The sequence below is a fragment of the Streptomyces sp. NPDC002104 genome (assembly GCF_053593795.1).
Genome location: NZ_JBSFDF010000001.1, coordinates 1 through 17,445, shown reverse-complemented (window position 1 = coordinate 17,445; position 17,445 = coordinate 1). Strand labels below are relative to the sequence as shown.

Sequence of the window (17,445 nt, the reverse complement as noted above, 5' to 3'; positions counted from 1 at the left end):
CATCAAGACGCTAGCCGCAGGCACCTGCAATGCCGCCTAGGCGCGGTCGGCCGTCAGCCCAGGTCCGGAATCCGCCAGTCGATCGGCGCATGACCCTGGGCGGCGACGGCCTCGTTGATCTGGGTGAAGGGCCGGGAGCCGAAGAACTTCTTGGCCGACAGCGGGGAGGGGTGGGCGCCCTTGACGACGACGTGCCGCTCCTCGTCGATCAGCGGGAGCTTCTTCTGCGCGTACGCCCCCCAGAGGACGAAGACGGCCGGGTCGGGGCGCTCGGCCACCGCGCGGATCACCGCGTCGGTGAACTTCTCCCAGCCCTTGCCCTTGTGCGAGTTGGGCTCGGCCTCGCGGACGGTGAGCACCGCGTTGAGCAGCAGGACGCCCTGCTCGGCCCACGGCATCAGATAGCCGTTGTCCGGGATCGGAGTGCCGAGCTCGGCCTGCATCTCCTTGTAGATGTTGCGCAGCGAGGGCGGGGTCTTCACGCCGGGCTGCACGGAGAAGCACAGCCCGTGGCCCTGGCCCGCGCCGTGGTAGGGGTCCTGGCCGAGGACCAGGACCTTCACCTGGTCGAACGCGGTGGCCTCGAGGGCCGCGAAGACCTGCTCGCGGGGCGGGTAGACCGGCCCGTTCGCCCGCTCCTTCTCGACGAACTCGGTGAGTTCCCTGAAGTAGGGCTGGTCCAGTTCCCCGCCGAGGACGGGGAGCCAGGACTCGGGCAGCATCTGGGTCACGGCGACAACCTCCGGTACACGTTCTTCGACACGTCACGTCCGCTCGCGCAACTGCTTCGCGCGGCTGCTCCAGAACCTACCGGTGCCCACTGACAACGCGACGCCCGCCCGCCCCGCCCGGGTGGGCGGTGCGGACGGGCGAGGCGGAGAACGGCCCGGTTCCGGGTCCGGGCCTGCTACCAGCTGGTCTTGCGGTACAGCTCCCACACCTGCATGACGGTCTGCGGGTCGAGCGCCCGCTCCGCGCCGGCGATGTCGTCGCGGGCGGCGACGTACAGCTTGCCCTGCCACAGGGGCAGCAGCCGGACGTCGTCGGCGAAGATCTGCTGGGCCTTCTCGAACTCGTGGACACCGGCCGACCGGTCGCTCTCGCGGCGGGACTTGGGCAGGATGACGTCCACGATCTCCTTGGACTCGTACGGGGTGCCGACCGCGTTCTCCTTGCCGACGAACGGCGCGATGAAGTTGTCCGGGTCCGGGAAGTCGGGGAACCAGCCGCGGCCGAAGACCGGGTACTCGCCCTTCTTGTAGCCCTCCTGGAAAGCCTTCCAGGGCTGACCGCGCAGGGTGATCTTGAAGAGCCCGCTCTCGTCGAGCTGGCGCTTGAGCTCGGTGAACTCGTCCGCCGTGGAGGCGCCGTAGCGGTCGGTGGTGTACCAGAAGGTCAGGGGCACCGGCGTCGGGATCCCGGCGTCCTTGAGGGTCTTCTTGGCCTTGGCCACGTCCGGCTGGCCGTAGGAGTCGTAGAACGGCGTGCGGTGGCCGACGACCCCCTTGGGGACCATCGAGTAGAGCGGCTCGGCGGTGCCCTGGTAGACCTTCGAGACGAGCGCCCCGCGGTCGACGATCTGGGCGATCGCCCGGCGCACCTCGGCCTTCGCGACCTGCGGGTCCGAGGGGTTGAAGACCAGGTAGCGGATCTCCGAGCCGACGTTCTCCACGACCTGGACGCCCGCGTCGTGCGAGGCGGGGGCCTGGAGGTCCTTGACCTCGTCGGCGGAGAGGCCGCGGTAGGTCGCGTCGATCTCCTTGCCCTTGAGGGCGGCGATCATCTTCTTGGAGTCCGCGAAGTAGCGGATGGTGACCCCGCCGTTGCGGCGGTTGGCGAAGCCGTTGTAGCTCTCGTTGCGGTTCAGGACCGCCTCGCCGGCCTCCTTGTACGACTCCAGGGTGTACGGCCCGGAGCCCGTGACCGCGTCGCCCTCGCGGAGCTTGTCGGCCGGGTACTGCTTCGGCGAGACGAGCGACGCGGCCGGGGAGCCGAGCACGAAGGGGAAGGTGGCGTCCGGGGTCTTCAGGTGGAAGACCACCGTCTGCGCGTCCGGGGTCTCGATCTTGTCGAGGCTGCCGAAGAGGGCCTTGGGGCCGGACGGGGCGTCGATGGTCCGGATCCGGTCCAGCGAGTGCTTGACGGCCTTGGCGTCGAGCGGCTCGCCGTCGGAGAACTTCAGGCCCTTGCGCACGATGCAGCGGTACGACTCGTTCCCGGAGTCGGTGAACTCGCAGCTCTGGGCGGCGTCCGGCTGGGGCTTGGTGGCACCCGTGGGGAACGCCAGGAGCGTCTGGTAGACGTTCCGGTAGAGCTCCCAGGAGCCGTCCCAGGCCGCCGCCGGATCGAGGGTCGTGGGGGCGCTCGTCGTTCCGACGACAATCCGCTGGTCTCCATTGCCGCCGTCGTCCGAGAACAGGCCGCATCCGGAGATCAGGGATATGGACGCAAGGGCCGCAGTGATCTGCAGGCATCTGGTCCGGTTGAACACGTGCACGCTCCTCGATCAGCCAGGGGTGCGGCAGACCCTACCGCAGAGCATCACGAAACCAATGGGTAGGTTTCATGCGGCACTTGACCGATTACGTGCCCATTCGGTACGCATTTGCCTCCCCCTCGGAGGCAAATGCGTCCGATTATCGGTCAGTGCACTCCGGCATTGAGGAACATTCCCCCGTCAACGACGAGAGTTTGTCCTGTGATCCATTCCGCTTGTGCAGATGTAAGAAAGGCCGCGGCCCCTCCGATGTCCTCCGGGACCCCGAGCCGGCCCAGCGGATAGGCCGCCGCGGCCTCCTGCTCGCGGCCCTCGTACAGGGCCTGCGCGAACCTGGTCTTCACCACCGCGGGCGCGATCGCGTTGACCCGGACCCCCGGAGCCATCTCGTGGGCGAGCTGGAGGGTCAGGTTGACCATGGCCGCCTTGCTCATCCCGTACGCCCCGATGAAGGGCGAGGCGGAGACCCCGGCGATGGAGGCGATGTTGACGATCGCGCCGCCGTTCTCCTTCTGCCAGGCGTGCCAGGTCCGCTGGGCGAAGCCGAGCGCGGAGATCACGTTGGTCTCGAAGACCTTGCGGGCGATCCCCAGGTCCAGGTCCGCGATCGGACCGAAGACCGGGTTGGTCCCCGCGTTGTTGATCAGGAAGTCGACGCGCCCGAAGGCCTCCATCGTGCGTTCCACGGCGACGGCCTGATGGGCCTCGTCGTGCGCCTTGCCCGCGACCGAGATCACCCGGTCCGCGCCCAGCCGCTCGACGGCCTCCTTGAGGGCCTCCTCGTTGCGGCCGGTGATGCAGAGCCGGTCCCCGCGTGCCACCAGTGCCTCGGCGATGCCGTAGCCGATGCCCCGGCTCGCCCCGGTGATCAGCGCGACCTTGCCGCTGTCCGTTCCGTCGTACGTCATGGCGTGCGCCTGCCTCTCGTCAGCTGAGCGGGCCGCCGGCCACGTACATGACCTGGCCCGAGACGAAGCCGGAGGCCTCGCCGGTGAAGAACGCGATGGCGTTGGCCACGTCGTCCGGGCGCCCGACGCGCTGCACCGGGATCTGGGTGGCGGCCGCGGCCTGGAAGTCCTCGAAGTCCATGCCGACCCGGGCGGCCGTGTGCGCCGTCATCTCGGTGACGATGAAGCCGGGGGCGACGGCGTTCGCGGTGATGCCGAACTTGCCGAGTTCGATGGCCAGGGTCTTGGTGAAGCCCTGCAGACCCGCCTTGGCCGCCGAGTAGTTGGCCTGGCCGCGGTTGCCGAGCGCGGAGCTGCTGGAGAGGCTCACGATCCGGCCGAACTTGGCTGCCACCATGTGCTTCTGACAGGCCTTCGACATCAGGAACGCACCGCGCAGGTGGACGTTCATGACGGTGTCCCAGTCGGTGTCGCTCATCTTGAACAGCAGGTTGTCCCGCAGCACACCCGCATTGTTGACCAGGATGGTCGGGGCGCCCAGCAGGCTCACCACCCGTTCGACGGCGGCCTCCACCTGCGCGCTGTCGGACACGTCGCAGCCGATCGCGACGGCCGTGCCGCCGGCCGCCGTGATCGTCTCCACGGTGTCCTTGCAGGCCGCCTCGTCCAGGTCGAGTACGGCGACCGCCCGGCCTTCGGCGGCCAGGCGTACGGCGGTGGCCGCGCCGATGCCCCGGGCCGCCCCGGTCACGATCGCGACGCGCTGCTCGGTGGTGGACATGCTGGATCTCCTCGCACTGGGAAAGCGGCCCCTCGGAGGTGAGCAACCGCTTAGTAGCTTCAGCTGAGGAGACGCTAGGAGCCCTGGCACTCCGTGTCAACGGGGAGCGGACCCGGCCGGCTACCGCACCAGCAGGTCCAGCAGCCGCTCCACCTCCGCCGCGGGGTCGGCCGTCAGGCCGGTGTGCACCGGGCCCGGCTGCACCACCGTGCTGCGCGGCGCGATCAGCCACCGGAACCGCCGCCCGGCGTCGTCGCCCGCGGCCTGCCCGGCCGACTCCCCGCCGGCGCACACGCCCTCGACACCGCGCAGGGCGGCCCGTACCCCGGCCACGTCGGCCTTCGGGTCCAGGGCGAGGAGCTTGGCCTCGTCGAGGTGGGTGCGGGCACGGACGTAGGAATGCGCCCGGCAGTAGACGATCACGCCGGCGTTGAAGCACTCGCCGCGCTCCATCCGGGGCACCACGCGCACCAGCGCGTACTCGAACACGTCCCGCTTGATCACTCGCTGTCGCTCTTCATCTTCCGGGGACGGGGGTCGAGGCGGTCGGCGAGCCAGCCGGGCGGACCCGTCCGGACCTTCGCCTCGGCCTCCATCGTGATCCTCTCGTGGATCGTGGCCGCGCGCGGCAGCAAGGCCTCCACGTAGGCGCGGCGCAGCGCGTCGGTGGAGTCGAAGCCCGGCTCGTCGACCAGCCATTCGTCGGGCACGTCGGCCGCGACCTCGGTGAGCAGCTCCTCGGTGACCAGCGGAGCGAGCGCGGCGGCCGCGGCGGCGATGTCCGGGCCGGCCGGGGCCAGTACGTGGTCGGAGGCGTTGTACGGCTTGGCGGCGGCGCTCCGGGCGGTGGGCCAGTTGTGGTGCCAGATCATGGTGGCGCCGTGGTCGATGAGCCAGAGGTCCCCGTGCCAGACGAGCATGTTCGGATTGCGCCAGGACCGGTCGACGTTGTTGATCAGGGCGTCGAACCAGACCACGCGCCCCGCCTCCACGGGGTCCACCTGGTACGCGAGCGGGTCGAAGCCGATCGAGCCGGGGAGGTAGTCCATCCCGAGGTTCAGCCCGCCGCTGGCCTTCAGCAGCTCCTGGACCTCCTGGTCGGGCTCGCCGAGCCCGATGACCGGATCGAGCTGCATCTGCACCAGCCGGGGGACGCGCAGCCCCAGCCGCTGGGCCAGCCGGCCGCAGATGACCTCGGCGACCAGGGTCTTGCGGCCCTGGCCGGCTCCGGTGAACTTCATGACGTAGGTACCGAGATCGTCGGCCTCGACGATCCCCGGGAGCGAGCCGCCCTCGCGCAGCGGCGTCACGTAGCGGGTCGCGATCACTTCTGTGAGCATTTCCCCAGGCTAACGGGCGGCCGGACCGGGAACCGGTCCGTGGTGACGCAGCGGTCCACGGGTGCGGTCGGCCGCGCGGTCATGAGGGGTTTCCCTGCCGGTCGCCCCGTCCGGGGGGCGCGGCCAGGAGCCCGCCCAGGGCGTCCGGGAACCACCAGGTGGACCTCCCCAGGAGTGTGACCAGCGCCGGGGTGAGCAGACCCCGCACCACGGTGGCGTCGATGACGATGCCCGCGGCCAGCGCGGTCGCGAACACCTTCACATCGGTGACCGGGATGCTCGCCAGTGCGGTGAAGGCGAGGAAGAGGATGAGCGCCGCGGAGGTGACCAGCCGGCCGGTCCGGCTGATGCCCGTCACGACCGAGGGGACCACCGTGTCGCGCACCCCCTCGGCGGTCAGCTCCAGATGGGTTTCGCGGATGCGGTGGAGGATGAACACCTCGTAGTCCATGGACAGCCCGAAGAGGAAGGCGAAGACCGCCATGGGGATCCAGATGGTCACCGCCCCGACCGCCGGAGTCCCGAACAGGGCCTCGCTGCCGTGGCCCTCCTGCCAGACGAGCACGACCACGCCGTACGCCGCGCAGGTGGACAGGGCGTTGAGGAGCAGCGCCTTCAGGGGCAGGACGACCGAGCGCAGGGTCCGGGCCAGCGCGAGGAAGGTGAGCAGGGCGACGAGGACGAGGATGGGCCCGAGGGACCCGTAGACCGCGTCGATGAAGTCGACGTCCTGCGCGGGTCCGCCGCCGACGAGGGCGCCGGGGGTCTCCCCCGCCGCGTCCGCGACCGCCGCCACCGTCTCCCGGCCGGCGCCGCTCGACGGGTCGGCCCCGGTCCACACGTCGACGACGCGCTGTCCGCCGCGCTCCCACTCCGCCGAGGCCACGGACCCCGCGACGCCCTCGAGGCCACCGAGGCGGCTGTTCACCGCGTCACCGGAGCCGGCTTCCACGACGACTTCGAGGGGGCGTGCGATGCCCTCCCCGAAGCCCGCGTCGACGATCCGCTGGAAGGCCGCCGCGGGCCGGCCGCCCTGGGCGAGCGTGACGGTGGCCGGCTGCCCCAGGCGCAGGGCCAGTACGGGCGCGGCCAGGGCCAGCAGCAGCGCGCCGCTGATCAGGGCGGTGAGCGCGGGACGGCGTGTGGTGACCCCCGCTATCCGGCCCCACATCCGGCTGTCCGGGCGGTGCGCCCGGTGCGGCCTGTCGAGCCGGTCGCCCCACGCGTACAGCAGGACGGGCAGCAGGCTCAGCGCGACCGCGACGCTGACGAGGGGGATCAGCAGGCCCGCGTAGCCGACGCTGCGCAGGAAGGGGACGGGCAGGACCACGAGCGCGGCGAGCGAGATCGCCACGGTGGCGCCGCTCAGCGCGACCGCGCGGCCGGCCGTGGCCACGGAGCGTACGACCGCCTCGCGGCGCGCGTCGGGGCCGGGGCCGTCGGCTCCGGGCTTGTGCCGCTCCTCCCGCCAGCGGGTGACGACGAGGAGGGCGTAGTCGATGGCGATGCCCAGGCCGATGAGGGCCACCAAATACTGGACGATGAACGAGACCTCGGTGACCGCGGTGATGCCGCGCACCAGCAGGAACGTGGTGGGGATGGCGACCGCGGCCATCAGCAGCGGTACGACGGCCAGGCCGCTGGCGAAGACGAGCCCGAGCACGGCCAGGGCTCCCAGCGCGCCGATCAGCGTCTCGTGGAGCGGGCTGCGCCGGGCTCCGCCGTCACGGCCGGACAGGACGGGCTGGCCGGTCAGTTCGACCGGGGCGCCCGCGATCCTCGCCCGCTCGACCGTCTGCCGGATCCCCGGGAGCGACTGCTCGTAGGGGGAGTTGGTGCGGTTCGCCGGCGGGTAGACCAGCGCGACGGTGGTCCGCCCGTCCGCGGAGATCAGGGAGTCGTCCCCGGTGTTCGCGTAGGACACGCTGCGGCCGCCCCGCGGGGTGACCTCGGTGATCAGTTCGCCCCAGGCCCTGCGCACGGCCTCGCCGTCGGCGCGCACGCCGTCGGGGACGGTCACCACGAGCAGCAGCGGCGCGTTCTTGCCGCCCGTCCGCGAGAAGCGCTGGGCGAGGGTGTCGTTCGCCACCTGGGCCGGCTGGTCGGGCAGCCGGGACTCGAACGAGAGCTCCTGGATCGTGCTGCTGGACAGCGCGCCCCCGGCCAGGGTGAACACCACCCAGACCAGGACCACGGGCAGCCGATGGGCGAGCACCCATCGCGTCATGCGCTCCACGACACACCTCCTGTAGCGACGCTATTGTGTAGCCACGCTACACATGAGTGGTCAACGTAGCGTCCGGGAGGGGCCCGTGCAACGCAAAGCCGTTGCCCGGCAGAGGAGTTGAGCGGGCCGCGCACCGCCCCCGGACACGCGAAGAGCCCCCGGCGGGGCGGCATCCACGGATGGATGCCGCCCCGCCAGGGGCTCGGATCACGCCGTCCCGACGGGCGCTGGGTGGCCTCGCGCGCCGGCAGGCGGCCTGCGCGGCGGTCAGGCGGCCTCGCCACGGCGGTCAGGCGGCCTCGCGCGGCGTCAGCCAGCCTTGCGCGGCGTTACGCCGGCCCGGCTCCCCGCATGACCGCGAGGAAACCCTTCAGGGCCGGCGCGAAGTAGCCGCCGGCCAGGAGGGTCATGGCCGCCGCGACGGAGACCATCGGCCAGTCCAGGGATTCGGGATGGCTCAGACCCCGGTTCAGCACCAGCAGGATCAGCGCGCCCAGCACGCAGAGCAGTCCGATGAGGGCCGCGAGCGTCCCGGTGGTGACCCCGCGGTCCCGCCTGGCGTCGGCGGCCTCGATGCCGCTGCCCTTGCGGAGCCCGGAGACGGCCCCCGCCAGCGACAGCACGCAGCCGAACACGACGACGGACAGCCCCAGCAGCAGCAACGGCGGATGCCGGTCCTGCCAGGGTCCGGCCGGGCCCCCCAGCATGGCCGAGGCCCAGGTCGCCGCGAGCAGCGGCAGCGCACACACGGCGCGTGCGGAGAGGCGGTTGGCACTGATCCGCAGCGTGGCGTCGTTGTAGGCCCGGGCGACCTCGGTGGGCGTGCCCCACTCCCGGACGGCGCGCCGCGCGGCCTCCTCGGCGTCGGTGCAGAGGTCCAGGTTGTCCTCGGTCGCGCACTCCAGGCCGTCCAGCACCTCGTCGAGGATCTCCGAGCGCCGGGAGGAGGGTCCGACGAGGTGCTCGGCGAGGTGCTCGGCGTAGCGCCGCAATACCGCGGCCTCGGTCACGCCCCGCCCCCGAGCACCACCGAGATGACCGAGGAGACCTCCTGCCAGGCCGTCCGCTTCTCGGCCAGGGCGCGGCGTCCGGCCGGGGTGAGGAAGTAGTTGCGGCGGCGCCGGCCGTTGAAGGTCGACCACTCGCTGCCGACCAGGCCCGCGGCCTCCAGCCGGTGCAGGGCCGGATAGACCGTCCCCGTGGGCAGGTTGATCGCGTCACCGCTGCGCCGCTTGAGTTCCTCGATGACGGCGTAGCCGTGCTGTTCCCCGGGCTCCAGCACGGCCAGCAGCAGGCCTTCCAGGTGCCCTCGCAGGGTCTCTGCCTTCATGTCGCCACACTACACATCGGGGCCGGACCCGGACCGGGCGCTTTCGGCCGGTCCGGGCGTACGGGCGTCAGCGCGCCGGGGCCCACTGGGCGAGGAGGGCTTCGGCCGTGGTGATGGCCGCGACGAGGGAGAGGGAGTTGCGGATCACCTCGGCGGTGCAGGACGCGGGCACCCCGGCGATGGCATCGGAGGGAACCACCACCTGGTAGCCGAGGTTCACCGCGTCGAAGACGGTGTTCGGGATCGCGATGTTGGAGGAGACCCCGGTGACGACGAGGGTGCGGACGCCGAGATTGCGCAGCAGGGCGTCCAGGTCGGTGCCGGCCATCGGGGAGAGCCCGTGCAGCCGGCGCACCACGAGGTCCTGCTCCGCGACGGTGAGGGGCGCGGCGACTTCCACGGCCCGGCTGCCCGTCAGCTGGCGCACCGGCAGCTTCCCCGCGGCCCGGAACAGCCGCGCGTTGATATTGGCCCCGAGCCCGTCCGGCCGCCGCTCGGCGACGGCGTGCAGCACCTGCACCCCGGCCCCGCGCGCGGCCTCGACCAGCGCGGCTACCCGGTCCAGCATGCCGGAGTCCCGTGCCTCCTTCGCCAGTTCGGGGAGTGCGCTCTCCTCGCCGACGACACCGTTCTGGCACTCGACGGTGAGCAGTGCGGTGGTGGCGGGATCGAGATCGGGCATGGCTCCCCCTGGCGTGGCGACGGAAGAGCACGCATGATTCCTGACACACAGTCAGATGTGAAGGGGCGCGGACCACATGGACAGCACACCCGTGGACAGGACGCAGCGGCGGGGCCGCCGCATCATGATGACCGACGAGGAGACGAACGCCTTCCTGCGCGAGCAGCGCACCTGCCGGGTGGCCACGGTCTCCCCGGACGGCCGCCCCCACGTGGGCGCGCTCTGGTTCGTCTGGGACGGCACCTCGCTGTGGCTGTACTCCATCACCCGCAGCCGCCGCTGGTCCGACCTCCGCAAGGACCCGCGGATCTCGGTGGTCGTGGACTCCGGCGAGGCCTACGACGAACTGCGCGGGGTCGAGCTGTCCGGTACGGCCGTCTTCGTGGGCGAGGCCCCCCGTACGGGCGAGCCGTGCGAGGAACTGGCGGAGCCGGAGCGGCTCTTCCCCGTCAAGAACTTCGGCATCACGGAGATGCCGCACGACGGACGGCACGCCTGGATCCGGCTGACACCGGACTCGATCGTGTCCTGGGACTTCCGCAAGATCTAGGACGCGCTCTGAGGCGCCCGGGCCACTCCAGACGGTCCAGGCACTCCAGCCACCCCGGCCGCCCCGGCCGCCCCGGCCGCCCCAGCCGCCCCGGCCACCCCGCGCAGGGCCTCGACAGCGGCCCGGATCGACGGCCGGCGGTCGGCGTCCGCCCGCCAGACCACGTACACGTGACGCCGGACGCTGTCGCACACCGGCAGCAGCCGGACCCCCGGCGGCACGGGTCCGCGCCCCAGCCGGGGAGCCACGCACACGCCCAACCCGGCTTCGACGAAGGCGAGTTGGGTGTGGTGCTCCTCCGCGATGTGCGTGATCCGGGGCTCGATTCCGGTGCCGCGCAGGGTGGAGACGAGCCACTCGTGGCAGAACTGCCCCTCGGTCCAGGAGATCCAGTCGTCCTCGCCGAACTCGGCCAGCGAGATCTCGGCGCGGCCGGCCAGCGGATGCCCGGCCGGCACCGCGATGTCCAGGCAGTCGTCCAGGAGATGGGCCCGCGTGAGCTCGGCCGGTACGGGCATCCGCTTGTTGTGCCAGTCGATGGCGAGGGCCATGTCGAGGTCGCCCCGCACCACGGCCGCCATGCTCTCCTCGGGCTCCTGCTCCCGCACGCGGGGCCGCAGTTCGGGGTGCTCGGCGCGCAACTGCGCCAGCACCTGCGGCAGCAGCCCCCGCATGGCGGTGGGGAAGGCACCGATCCGCAGCTCGCCGACCGCGCACCCGCGCCGGGCCTCCACGTCGGCCTGGGCGAGCTCCACCTGCGAGATGATCCGGGCCGCGTGTTCGGCGAGGAGCCGCCCCGCATCGGTGAGCCGGACCCCGCGCCCGTTCTTGGCCAGCAGCGGCTGGCCGACCTCCCGTTCCAGCTTGGACATCTGCTGGGACACGGCGGAGGTGGTGACGTGCAGCCCGTCGGCGGCGCCGCTGACGGAGCCGTGGCGGGCGAGGGCGTCGAGGGTGCGCAGCCGCTCCAGGTTCAACATGTAAGCGATCCTACGACGTCGCACCCAATAACTTTCGCTTGTCCTACGAAGTCCCGAGGGGCGAAGGTTACGGTCATGAGCGCCCCCAGCACCCCCGCCCCACGCCTGTCCACGGCCACCCCTCCGGTCTCCGCCACACGCTCCGCCACACCCTCCGCCACACCCTCCGCCACGATCTCCACGCCGACCCCCGGCGCGGGAGCCCCCACGAAGGCTCCCGCCGGCGGCCGCCTGGACTGGCGCCTGCGCTTCGCGGTCCTCTCGGTGATCTGGGGCTTCAGCTTCCTGCTGGTCAAGGTGGGCACGGAGGCCTACGCCCCGTTCCAGGTGGCCCTCGGCCGGGTGTTCTTCGGCGCGCTCGCCCTGCTCACCGTGCTCCTGATCCGGCGCGAGCCGCTCCCCCGGGGCCGGCGCACCTGGGCCCACCTGTCGGTGGCGGCGCTGCTGCTCAACACCGCCCCGTTCTCCCTCTTCGCGTACGCGGAGCTGAGCATCCCCTCCAGCCTGGCGGGCATCTGCAACGCCACCTCGCCGCTGTGGGGCATGGCCCTCTCCCTCGTCGCCCTCTCCGAGGACCGCCCGACGCGCCGCCGCTTCGCCGGGCTGGGGCTGGGCTTCCTGGGCGTCCTGACCGTCCTCGGCGTCTGGCAGGGCTTCTCGGGACTCGACGCCAAGGGCACCGCGCTCGCCCTGCTGGCCGCGCTCTGCTATCCGATCGGCTGGATCTACGTACGCCGCACCCTGGCCGCCACACCGGGCTCCCCGGTCGCCCTGACCGGCGCCCAGCTCCTGGTCTCCACCCTCCAACTGGCGGCGGTCAGCTCCCTGTTCACTTCGGCCCCGACCTCGTTCCCGCTCTGGCCGACCCTGTCGGTGATCGCACTGGGCGCCCTGGGCACGGGCATGGCGCTCCAGATGCAGTACGGCCTCGTCACCGAGGTCGGCCCGACCACCGCGCAGATGGTCACGTACTTCATCCCGGTCATCGCGACGACGGCGGGCGTCCTGCTCCTGGACGAGCAGCTCCACTGGAACACCCCGGTGGGCGCCGTGATCGTGCTGGCCGGCGCGGCCCTCACCCAGACCCGGCGCCGCTGAGGACCGCCGGGCCGGATCGGACCCGATCCGGCCCGGCGGGAGCGCACGCCGCCCCCGCCGACGGCCGGGCCGACGGCCGGGCCGTCAGTCCAGCCGCCCCCCGGACGCCGGGCGGACCGCGCAGGCCACCGCCTCCGCCAGCACCGGTACGTCAGCCAGGGACAGCGTCGACATCGTCATCCGCACCGCCGGCCCCGATTCCACCCGGAACCGGGCCCCCGGAGCGACCGCCCAGCCCGCGCCCAGCAGGCGCGTCACCACCGCCGTCTCCTCGGCGACGGGCACCCACACGTTCATCCCGCTCCGCCCCCGCGCGGCCACCCCGCGCCGGGCCAGGGCCGCGACCAGCCCGTCCCGGCGCTCCCCGTAGGACCGCGAGACCGCCGCGAGGTCGACCGCCCCCGCCGTCCACAGCTCCACCGCGGTGTACTGCAGCAGCCTGCTCACCCACCCGGGGCCCAGCCGCTGGCGCCCCCGGACCCGGTCGAGCGTGACCCCGTCCCCGGTCAGCACCGCGATCCGCAGGTCCGGCGCGTACGCCTTCGCGGTGGAGCGGATCAGCACCCAGTGGCGGGTCACCCCGCCCAGCGCGTTCAACGGCAGGTCCACGATGCCGTGCCCGTGGTCGTCGTCGACGACCAGCACCTCCGGGTGTCCGGCGAGCACCGCCCGCAGCCGCGCGGCGCGTTCCGCGCTCACCACCGCCCCGGTCGGATTCTGCGCACGGGCCGTCACGAGCAGCGCCCGTACGCCCTGGGCGAGCGCCCGCTCCACCGCGTCGGGCAGCGGCCCCTCGTCGTCCACGGCCACCGGCACCACCCGCAGCCCCAGCGCCGGGACGAGGTCGAGCACGCTCCCCCACCCCGGGTCCTCGACCGCCACCGCGTCGCCGGGGCGCAGGTGCGCGGCCAGTACCCGCTCGATGCCGTCCAGCGCGCCCGAGACCACCGCCAGCTCCCCGGCCGGCACCCCGTCCGCGTCGAAGGCGGCCCGGGCGAGCCGGGCCAGCTCCGGCACGACCGGGTCCTGGCCGTAGAGCGTGGGCGCGGCATCGTACCGGCGCGCCGCTCCCGCCATCGCCTCACCCAGGGCGGGCAGTAGCCGTACGTCCGGATTGCCGGAGGCGATGTCGCGCACCCCCTCCGGGACGGCCATCCGCAGCTGGTCGCGCGGAGCGGTCGCCGGGCGGGACCGCACCCGGCTGCCGCGGCGCCCGTCGGTCTCGATGACCCCGCGCTCGCGCAGCGTGCGGTACGCGGCGGCCACGGTGTTGGGGTTCACCCCCAGCACACCGGCGAGCTCCCGCATCGGCGGCAACAGCGCTCCCGGCGCGAGCGCGCCCGAGGCGACGCCCGCTTCCACACTCGCGGCGATTTCCGATGCGCGCCGCCCGATGATCAGATACTCTCCTAGCACAAAGCCAAGTATGCACTAGTGCAACGGAGTCCGCACCATGAGCGTCACGCCCGCCACCGAGACCACCACGGAGACGTCCACGGCACCGGCCGCGCCCGCGGATGCCCCGGCCACCGGGTACGCGCCCACCGACCGTACCGTCCCGAGCCGGTACCGCGACCGCGCGCACTACGACGACGAGACCGTGCACTCGATACTGGACGCGGCCTACCTCTGCCACCTCGGCTTCATCCGCGACGGCGCGCCGGTGGTCCTGCCGACCCTCTTCGGCCGGGTCGGCCGGACCCTCTACGTGCACGGCTCCACGGGCTCGCGCCCGCTCCTCGCGGCCGGCAAGGCCGACCCGGGGCTGCCGGTCTGCCTCACCGTGACGCACCTCGACGGCCTGGTCCTGGCCCGCTCCGCCTTCCACCACTCGCTCAACTACCGCTCGGTGGTCGTCCACGGCACCGCCTACGAGGTGACCGACCCCGAGGAGCGCCGGATCGCGCTCGACGCCCTCGTCGACCAGGTCGTCCCGGGCCGCTCGGCCGACTCCCGGCCGGCGAGCGCCAAGGAGCTCGCGGCCACCGCCGTGATCCGCCTGGACCTGAACGAGGTGTCCGCCAAGGTCCGCAGCGGCGGCCCCTCGGACGACGCCGAAGACCTCGGTCTGCCGTTCTGGTCGGGCGTGGTCCCGGTGGCGCCGGCGTACGGGACCCCGGTCCCGGCCGCCGACCTCGCCCCGGGCATCCCCGTACCGGACTACGTCACCGCGCTCTGACGGCCGCCTCGGCGCCGGGGGCGGGCCGGACCTCCGGCCCGCCCTCCCGCACGTCCGGGCCCGCGGCGTCCGCCGGACGCCGCGACTCCGCCGCGATCAGCGCCCCCACGGCCGTCAGCAGCAGTACGGTGCCCAGCGCCACCGCGCCGGTCAGCCGCTCCCCGAGCACCAGGACGGCGATCGCCGCCGCGCCGACGGGCTCGATCAGCATGATCACGGACACCGTCGCGGCCCGTACCGCGGCGGCCCCGCTGAAGTAGAGCGCGTAGGCCAGGGCGGTCGGCACGGTGGCCATGTAGGCGAGCAGCCAGAGCACCCGGACGGGCTCCGCGGTTTCCGGCATCACCCCTTCCACCAGGGCGAACGGCAGCAGGCACACCGTGCCCACCCCCACCGACCAGACGGTGGTGACCAGCGGGTCCCCGCCGGTCCCGCGCCGCCCGAGCAGCCTGGCCCGCAGGGTCATGGCCCCGTAGCCGGCGGCCGACAGCAGCGCCCAGCCGACGCCGAGCGGCCTCACCTCGCCGCCCCCGCCGCCGAGGACGAGCACGGCCAGCCCGGCCAGCGCCCCGCCGACCGCCACCGTCCCGCCCCGGCCGAGCCGCTCCCCCATCCAGTACCGGGCTCCGAGTGCGATGAGCACGGGCCCGGATCCGAGGGTGACCACGGTGGCCACGGCGAGGCCGGTCTCGCGCACGGCGGCGAAGTACGCGGACTGGAAGAGGGTGAACATGAGCCCGGTCGCGATCAGCGAGCCCACCGAGGCCTTGGCCCGGGCGGCACCCGCCGCCGCGCCGGTGCCCCGCGGGCGCCGGCGTACGGCGAGCACCGCGAGCAGCACCGCCAGCCCGCCCGCGCACCGCCAGAACGACAGGGCGAGCGGGCCGAGGTCACTGGCGAGGTAGAGCAGCGAGGCGGCCGCCCCCGCCGTGCCCCAGGCGGTTCCGGCGATGACGAGGTAGAGCAGGCTGCGCCCGGTGGCGGGCGTGTGGTCGGACTGGACCGACTGGACGGATGGGACCGAAGGGATCGACACGAGAGGTCTCCGCGCGTGCGTGAAGGATGAAAGGAACAGGTCATCGCTTCGCGGGCAGCGCGAATCAGCCCGGGACACGGCCCGGGCCGGTTCTCCTGCGAGGTGGCAGCCGCCCGCGCTAGGCGGCGGGAGGCGGAAGCACGGTCATCGGCATGATCGCGAGCCTAGACCTTGCTCGGATCGCGGTCCAGAGCGGCCACCGGCTCGGCGACCCCGGGCGGCGGAGGCTGCCTGGAGGTCTGCGCGATGAAGGCCCCGCCCAGCACCAGCGCGCCGCCGATGATCTGCCAGGTCGAGAGGTGCTCGCCGAGCAGCACCCAGGCCAGGACGGTCGCCACGACCGCCTCCAGGCAGGCCACCACGCCGGCGACCTGCGGGGACAGCTTGCGCACGGAGACGACGCCCGTCAGATACGCGAACACCGTCGCGATCAGCACCACCCAGCCGAGCAGCACGCCCGCGGGCACCGTCAGCTCCCCGAGCGCCGCGTCGCCGCCCAGTACCTGCCAGTCGATCCGCCAGGGCCGGGCGATCACGGTCATCACGAGGGTGCCGACGATCATGCCGTACGCGATCATGCCCATCGGGTCGGGCACGTCGTCGCCGTCGCTGCCCTGGTCGGCGAAGACGAAGTAGAAGGCCTGGCAGCAGGCGGCCGCGAGGCCGAGCAGCACGCCGAGCAGGTCCAGACTCAGCCCGGCCCAGATCTGCACCACGCAGGCGAGTCCCACGACGGCCACGGCGGCGCCGGCCGCGGCGGCCCGGGTCACGGGCTTGCGCTGCACGAAGCGGATCCAGCCGAGCAGCAGCGCGGGGCCGAGGTACTCCAGCAGCAGCGCCACACCGACCGGGATCCGGGACAGCGAGGCGAAGTAGAAGGCCTGGACACCGGCCACGGCGACGAGACCGAAGCCCGCGAGCAGCAGGGGTTTGCGGCGTACGAGATCGCGATGGCGCCAGGCCAGCGGGGACAGCACGAGGGCCGCCCCGGCCACCCTGAGCCAGACCATGTGGAGGGGGTCCAGACCCGCCTCGATCAGCGGCTTCGCCGCCACACCCGAACCACCGAACGCGATTGCCGAAATGAGGGCCAGGCCCAGTCCGGCGTGTCTCCCTGACGCTTGCATTCGGACATCATGGCAGGCCCGGTCAGGAGCGACGAGGCCGTGACACCTGTTGAGACACTCCCGAGACCGAGCCGTCGCCGGCCCGGCTCCGGCGCGGCACCGGGCAGGTCCGTGCCCACCGCCCTCCTCAATATCTGACAGGTCGTCAGTCTTGAATGTTGCGTCCGCCGGGACTACCTTCCGCCGCACGTACCTGACGAGAAGGGGTGGTCGCATGGCTGAAGTCACCGCGGAATCACGCATCGAGGCGTCCGCCGCGAAGCTCTGGTCCCAGTTGACCGACTGGGACGCCTACGGGCAGTGGAGCATGACCCACACCAACTTCCCGAAGGGCGGCCCCGAGACCCTCGCCGTCGGGTCCACGTTCTCCGAGAACATGAAGATGATGGGTTTCCCCGCCGAGGTCCTCTGGACGATCTCGGAGCTGGAGGACGGACACGTCTTCGCGCTGACCGGCAAGGGCCCCATGGGCGTGGCCATCCTGACGCGCTACACCCTGGTCCCGGACGGCGAGGCCACCACCGTCCGCATCGACGGCGAGTTCACCGGCGCCGCGGTCTCCCTCATGGCGGGCAAGCTCAAGGACTCGGCCACCGCCGCCCTGAACGAGTCGCTGCACGGGACCCCGCGTCCCGCCCTGCTGGTGGCGGCGACCGTCACGCTGATCGCGGCCGTGTGGGCGGCCCGGCGCGACGACGGGCTGGACCACC

17 protein-coding genes and 1 pseudogene are annotated in these 17,445 nt (G+C 72.6%); 4 read left to right on the top strand and 14 right to left on the bottom strand.

Annotated elements, in window-relative coordinates; translation table 11 throughout:
* Positions 1 to 53: 53 nt before the first annotated feature.
* From ACWCP2_RS00090 to ACWCP2_RS00045, 10 genes are all read right to left on the bottom strand, one after another.
* Positions 54 to 722, bottom strand: a complete 669-nt coding sequence (locus tag ACWCP2_RS00090; RefSeq protein ID WP_450906668.1) for a uracil-DNA glycosylase — start codon at positions 720 to 722, stop codon at positions 54 to 56.
* Between the two features lie 185 nt (positions 723 to 907).
* Entirely contained in the window at positions 908 to 2,491 is a 1,584-nt protein-coding gene (locus tag ACWCP2_RS00085) for an ABC transporter substrate-binding protein (protein WP_450906290.1), read from the bottom strand.
* Positions 2,492 to 2,643: 152 nt separating this feature from the next.
* Positions 2,644 to 3,405, bottom strand: coding sequence for an SDR family oxidoreductase (locus tag ACWCP2_RS00080; protein WP_450906289.1), 762 nt, complete (start codon positions 3,403 to 3,405; stop codon positions 2,644 to 2,646).
* 19 nt (positions 3,406 to 3,424) lie between these two features.
* On the bottom strand, positions 3,425 to 4,186 hold the full coding sequence (gene fabG / locus ACWCP2_RS00075) for a 3-oxoacyl-ACP reductase FabG (RefSeq protein WP_450906288.1): 762 nt from the start codon (positions 4,184 to 4,186) through the stop codon (positions 3,425 to 3,427).
* 120 nt (positions 4,187 to 4,306) lie between these two features.
* On the bottom strand, positions 4,307 to 4,690 hold the full coding sequence (locus ACWCP2_RS00070) for a DUF3037 domain-containing protein (protein WP_450906287.1): 384 nt from the start codon (positions 4,688 to 4,690) through the stop codon (positions 4,307 to 4,309).
* On the bottom strand, positions 4,687 to 5,526 hold the full coding sequence (locus tag ACWCP2_RS00065; RefSeq protein ID WP_450906286.1) for a HipA family kinase: 840 nt from the start codon (positions 5,524 to 5,526) through the stop codon (positions 4,687 to 4,689). Before ACWCP2_RS00065 ends, ACWCP2_RS00070 begins: the two co-directional genes overlap by 4 nt.
* A 79-nt stretch (positions 5,527 to 5,605) precedes the next feature.
* On the bottom strand, positions 5,606 to 7,753 hold the full coding sequence (locus ACWCP2_RS00060; protein ID WP_450906667.1) for an MMPL family transporter: 2,148 nt from the start codon (positions 7,751 to 7,753) through the stop codon (positions 5,606 to 5,608).
* A 329-nt stretch (positions 7,754 to 8,082) separates the two neighbouring features.
* Positions 8,083 to 8,763 carry a permease prefix domain 1-containing protein gene (locus ACWCP2_RS00055; protein ID WP_450906285.1) on the bottom strand — a complete coding sequence of 227 codons (681 nt, stop codon included), beginning with the start codon at positions 8,761 to 8,763 and terminating at the stop codon, positions 8,083 to 8,085.
* Positions 8,760 to 9,083 carry a PadR family transcriptional regulator gene (locus tag ACWCP2_RS00050; RefSeq protein ID WP_450906284.1) on the bottom strand — a complete coding sequence of 108 codons (324 nt, stop codon included), beginning with the start codon at positions 9,081 to 9,083 and terminating at the stop codon, positions 8,760 to 8,762. Before ACWCP2_RS00050 ends, ACWCP2_RS00055 begins: the two co-directional genes overlap by 4 nt.
* 67 nt (positions 9,084 to 9,150) lie before the next feature.
* Positions 9,151 to 9,765, bottom strand: coding sequence for a cysteine hydrolase (locus tag ACWCP2_RS00045; RefSeq protein ID WP_450906283.1), 615 nt, complete (start codon positions 9,763 to 9,765; stop codon positions 9,151 to 9,153).
* Positions 9,766 to 9,856: 91 nt separating this feature from the next.
* On the opposite strand from ACWCP2_RS00045, the gene ACWCP2_RS00040 reads away from it, so the two are divergent.
* Positions 9,857 to 10,315, top strand: a complete 459-nt coding sequence (locus ACWCP2_RS00040; RefSeq protein ID WP_450906666.1) for a pyridoxamine 5'-phosphate oxidase family protein — start codon at positions 9,857 to 9,859, stop codon at positions 10,313 to 10,315.
* Here the strand turns inward: ACWCP2_RS00040 and ACWCP2_RS00035 are convergent.
* Positions 10,312 to 11,295: a LysR family transcriptional regulator gene (locus ACWCP2_RS00035; protein WP_450906282.1), complete on the bottom strand. Its 984-nt coding sequence runs from the start codon at positions 11,293 to 11,295 to the stop codon at positions 10,312 to 10,314. The genes ACWCP2_RS00040 and ACWCP2_RS00035 overlap by 4 nt on opposite strands.
* Before the next feature lie 75 nt (positions 11,296 to 11,370).
* Between ACWCP2_RS00035 and ACWCP2_RS00030 the strand changes: the two genes are divergently transcribed.
* Positions 11,371 to 12,393 carry an EamA family transporter gene (locus ACWCP2_RS00030; RefSeq protein WP_450906281.1) on the top strand — a complete coding sequence of 341 codons (1,023 nt, stop codon included), beginning with the start codon at positions 11,371 to 11,373 and terminating at the stop codon, positions 12,391 to 12,393.
* An 84-nt stretch (positions 12,394 to 12,477) separates the two neighbouring features.
* Here the strand turns inward: ACWCP2_RS00030 and ACWCP2_RS00025 are convergent, their stop codons facing one another.
* Entirely contained in the window at positions 12,478 to 13,809 is a 1,332-nt protein-coding gene (locus ACWCP2_RS00025; protein ID WP_450906280.1) for an aminotransferase class I/II-fold pyridoxal phosphate-dependent enzyme, read from the bottom strand.
* Between the two features lie 37 nt (positions 13,810 to 13,846).
* On the opposite strand from ACWCP2_RS00025, the gene ACWCP2_RS00020 reads away from it, so the two are divergent.
* Positions 13,847 to 14,572 carry a pyridoxamine 5'-phosphate oxidase family protein gene (locus ACWCP2_RS00020; protein WP_450906279.1) on the top strand — a complete coding sequence of 242 codons (726 nt, stop codon included), beginning with the start codon at positions 13,847 to 13,849 and terminating at the stop codon, positions 14,570 to 14,572.
* On the opposite strand, the gene ACWCP2_RS00015 is transcribed toward ACWCP2_RS00020, so the two are convergent.
* Together ACWCP2_RS00015 and ACWCP2_RS00010 are read right to left on the bottom strand one after the other, a co-directional pair.
* Entirely contained in the window at positions 14,559 to 15,608 is a 1,050-nt protein-coding gene (locus ACWCP2_RS00015) for a DMT family transporter (protein ID WP_450906278.1), read from the bottom strand. The genes ACWCP2_RS00020 and ACWCP2_RS00015 overlap by 14 nt on opposite strands.
* A gap of 164 nt (positions 15,609 to 15,772) precedes the next feature.
* A complete protein-coding gene (locus ACWCP2_RS00010) occupies positions 15,773 to 16,735 on the bottom strand; it encodes an EamA family transporter (protein ID WP_450906277.1) in 963 nt (320 codons plus the stop codon).
* Positions 16,736 to 16,949: 214 nt separating this feature from the next.
* Here ACWCP2_RS00010 and ACWCP2_RS00005 point away from each other — a divergent pair.
* Positions 16,950 to 17,351: pseudogene (locus ACWCP2_RS00005) on the top strand (type II toxin-antitoxin system Rv0910 family toxin); the annotation flags it as partial.
* Positions 17,352 to 17,445 lie beyond the last annotated feature (94 nt).

What these genes read in the sequence shown, in the direction of transcription:
- ACWCP2_RS00090 (WP_450906668.1), bottom strand. Translation starts at nt 722, where the DNA reads ATGCTGCCCGAGTCCTGGCTCCCCGTCCTCGGCGGGGAACTGGACCAG.
- ACWCP2_RS00080 (WP_450906289.1), bottom strand. Translation starts at nt 3,405, where the DNA reads ATGACGTACGACGGAACGGACAGCGGCAAGGTCGCGCTGATCACCGGG.
- fabG (WP_450906288.1), bottom strand. Translation starts at nt 4,186, where the DNA reads ATGTCCACCACCGAGCAGCGCGTCGCGATCGTGACCGGGGCGGCCCGG.
- ACWCP2_RS00065 (WP_450906286.1), bottom strand. Translation starts at nt 5,526, where the DNA reads ATGCTCACAGAAGTGATCGCGACCCGCTACGTGACGCCGCTGCGCGAG.
- ACWCP2_RS00060 (WP_450906667.1), bottom strand. Translation starts at nt 7,753, where the DNA reads ATGACGCGATGGGTGCTCGCCCATCGGCTGCCCGTGGTCCTGGTCTGG.
- ACWCP2_RS00050 (WP_450906284.1), bottom strand. Translation starts at nt 9,083, where the DNA reads ATGAAGGCAGAGACCCTGCGAGGGCACCTGGAAGGCCTGCTGCTGGCC.
- ACWCP2_RS00045 (WP_450906283.1), bottom strand. Translation starts at nt 9,765, where the DNA reads ATGCCCGATCTCGATCCCGCCACCACCGCACTGCTCACCGTCGAGTGC.
- ACWCP2_RS00035 (WP_450906282.1), bottom strand. Translation starts at nt 11,295, where the DNA reads ATGTTGAACCTGGAGCGGCTGCGCACCCTCGACGCCCTCGCCCGCCAC.
- ACWCP2_RS00030 (WP_450906281.1), top strand. Translation starts at nt 11,371, where the DNA reads ATGAGCGCCCCCAGCACCCCCGCCCCACGCCTGTCCACGGCCACCCCT.
- ACWCP2_RS00020 (WP_450906279.1), top strand. Translation starts at nt 13,847, where the DNA reads ATGAGCGTCACGCCCGCCACCGAGACCACCACGGAGACGTCCACGGCA.
- ACWCP2_RS00010 (WP_450906277.1), bottom strand. Translation starts at nt 16,735, where the DNA reads ATGCAAGCGTCAGGGAGACACGCCGGACTGGGCCTGGCCCTCATTTCG.